The organism is Streptomyces sp. NPDC002018 (assembly GCF_042890865.1).
GTDB lineage: Bacteria > Actinomycetota > Actinomycetes > Streptomycetales > Streptomycetaceae > Streptomyces.
In genome coordinates this window covers 1-2774 of the sequence record NZ_JBIASO010000055.1, presented here as the reverse complement: position 1 = coordinate 2774, position 2774 = coordinate 1, and the positions used below count along the sequence as shown (strand labels likewise).

The following is a 2774-nucleotide window of genomic DNA, read 5'->3' as shown; positions in this document are numbered from 1 at the left end:
GGTTGATAGGCCGGATATGGAAGCCAGGTGACTGGTGGAGTTGACCGGTACTAATAGGCCGAGGGCTTGTCCTCAGTTGCTCGCGTCCACTGTGTGGTTCCCGGGTTGCGAACAGTCGCACCGGTTGAACCAGTATGTCTCAATTGAAGAGTGTGCTTGTTCGCTAAGTGCCGATATCCCGCTCTGCGGGATGGCCCGATAGGGTTTCGGTGGTCATAGCGTGAGGGAAACGCCCGGTTACATTCCGAACCCGGAAGCTAAGCCTCACAGCGCCGATGGTACTGCAGGGGGGACCCTGTGGGAGAGTAGGACACCGCCGAACAATCTTTCAAGGACCCTTGGTCCAGCGTTCATGCTGGACCAAGGGTCCTTTTTTGTTTTTCCCTTTTCCGATTTCACCCGAAGCGCAGTGGAAGGCCGACTGCGCGAGAATGACTGCGGTACCCGAAGACAGGAGCCCAACCGATGTCCCCCAACTCCTCCGACGACCGTCCCGAGCGCGATCAGCGCCGCCGGGACAGCGGTGACCGGGGCGGCTTCCGCGCAGGCCGTGACGATCGTGATCGCGGTCCGCGACGTGATGATCGGGACCGTGGTGGTTTCCGTCGAGACGACAACAACCGCCGTGACGACAGCCGGCGGGACGACAGCCGCCGTGACGACAGCCGTCGTGATGACAACCGGGGCGGCGGATATCGCGGTGGACGCGACGACCGGCCCTCCGGCCCCCGGCGCGATGACGACCGTGGTGGCCGTCCCAGCTTCGGTTCCGGTTCCAGCAGCGGTGGTTACGGTCGCCGTGACGACCGTGGCGGGCGGCCGACCGGTGGCAGTGGCAGTGGCAGTGGCGGATCGTACGGGCGGCGTGACGACCGCTCCGGTGGCCCTCGTCGCGACGACCGTCCGAGCGGTGGTTTTCGTCGTGACGATCGTCCGAGTGGTCCGCGTCGGGATGACCGTCCCGCTGGTCCGCGTCGTGATGATCGGCGTGATGATCGGCCCGCGTTCCGTCGGGATGAGGACAGTCGGGGTGGCGGCTACGGTCGTCGCGATGACCGTCCCAGCGGTCCCCGCCGCGATGACCGTCCCAGCGGGCCGCGTCGCGACGACCGACGTGACGACCGTGGTGGTCGGCCCGGTTTCGGTTCGGACAGCGGTGGTTACGGCCGTCGTGATGAGCGTCCCAGTGGTGGTTTTCGTCGTGACGATCGTCCGAGTGGCCCGCGTCGGGATGACCGTCCCGCTGGTCCGCGTCGTGATGACCGGCGTGATGATCGGCCCGCGTTCCGTCGGGATGAGGACAGTCGGGGTGGCGGCTACGGTCGTCGCGATGACCGTCCCAGCGGTCCCCGCCGTGACGACCGCCCCAGCGGGCCGCGTCGCGACGAGCGGCCGAGCGGCCCGCGCCGTGATGACCGACGCGACGACCGGCCAAGCTTCCGCCGTGACGACCGTCCCAGCGGCCCACGGCGTGATGACCACCGTGGTGGGGCGGGCCGTCCCAGCGGTGCCGGCGGTGGCGGTGGCTATGGACGCCGCGACGATCGCGGTGGCCGGCCCACGGGCGGTGGCGGCGGTGCCGGTGGTTACGGCCGTCGCGACGACCGGGACCGCGGTGACCGTGAGCGCGGCGGCTACCGCGGACGCGACGACAACCGCCGTGGTGGCTACGAGCGTCGTGACGACCGGGACCGTGACCGCGACCGGGAGCCGATCAAGCGGCTGCCGATCCCGGACGACGTCACCGGCGAGGAGATCGACAAGAGCGTCCGTCAGGAGCTGATGAGCCTGCCCAAGACGCTTGCCGAGGACGTCGCCAGAAACCTCGTCATGGTCGCCCAGCTCATCGACGAGGACCCGGAGCGGGCCTACGCCTACTCCCGTATCGCGCTGCGGCTCGCGTCCAGGGTCGCCGCCGTACGTGAGGCGGCGGGCTTCGCGGCGTACGCCACACAGAAGTACGCCGAGGCGCTCGCCGAGTTCAGGGCCGCGCGACGGATGACCGGGAATGTCGATCTGTGGCCCGTCATGGCGGACTGCGAGCGCGGCCTGGGCCGTCCGGAGCGCGCGATGGCGATGGCCGGTGAGCCCGAGGTGCAGAAGCTCGACAAGGCGGGCCAGGTCGAGATGCGACTGGTCGCGGCCGGGGCGCGCAGGGACATGGGGCAGATCGAGGCCGCCATCGTGACGCTCCAGAGCCCCGAGCTGGCGTCCAACTCCGTTCAGCCGTGGACCGCTCGGCTGCGCTACGCCTACGCCGACGCCCTGCTGTCGGCCGGGCGCGAGGACGAGGCCCGCGAGTGGTTCGCCAAGACGATCGAGGCGGACAAGGACGGCGCGACCGACGCCTCGGACCGGCTCGCGGAGCTGGACGGGGTCGAGTTCGTGGACGCCATGATCGAGGACGAGGAGATCGACCTCGATCTCGACCTCCACGCCGATACCGACACCGATGCGGACAGGGGCGCGGACAGCGACGACGACAGCGACAACGTCCGCGACGCCGGCCTCGATGACGACGGCGAGGACGATGAAGTGGATGACGAGGACGAGGACGAGGACGAGAGCGACGACAAAGGCGGGGACGACGCCAAGCGCTGAGTACGGAGCGCCCACTCCTGGGCGTTGAGGAACTGACATGTGTGGGGCGGCGCCCCCCCCCGGGGGGCCCCCCCCCCCGGGTTGCCCCCAATTTTTTTAGTACTCAGCCCCCCCGGAGGCGCCCCCGGGCCCCACCCCGGGCCCGCGTTGGGGCCGCGGTCCGGGGCATTCGC

1 protein-coding gene, 1 rRNA gene and 1 pseudogene are annotated in these 2774 nt (G+C 69.3%); all 3 read left to right on the top strand.

Annotated elements, in window-relative coordinates; genetic code table 11:
• The first annotated feature begins 205 nt into the window (after window positions 1-205).
• Window positions 206-322 (top strand): 5S ribosomal RNA (gene rrf, locus ACFYYH_RS34460).
• A gap of 143 nt (window positions 323-465) precedes the next feature.
• Window positions 466-1548, top strand: a pseudogene (locus ACFYYH_RS34455) (hypothetical protein); the annotation flags it as partial.
• A 234-nt stretch (window positions 1549-1782) separates the two neighbouring features.
• Window positions 1783-2601 (top strand): hypothetical protein, encoded by an 819-nt coding sequence (locus tag ACFYYH_RS34450; RefSeq protein WP_388559872.1) that lies wholly within the window; start codon window positions 1783-1785, stop codon window positions 2599-2601.
• Window positions 2602-2774: the final 173 nt, after the last annotated feature.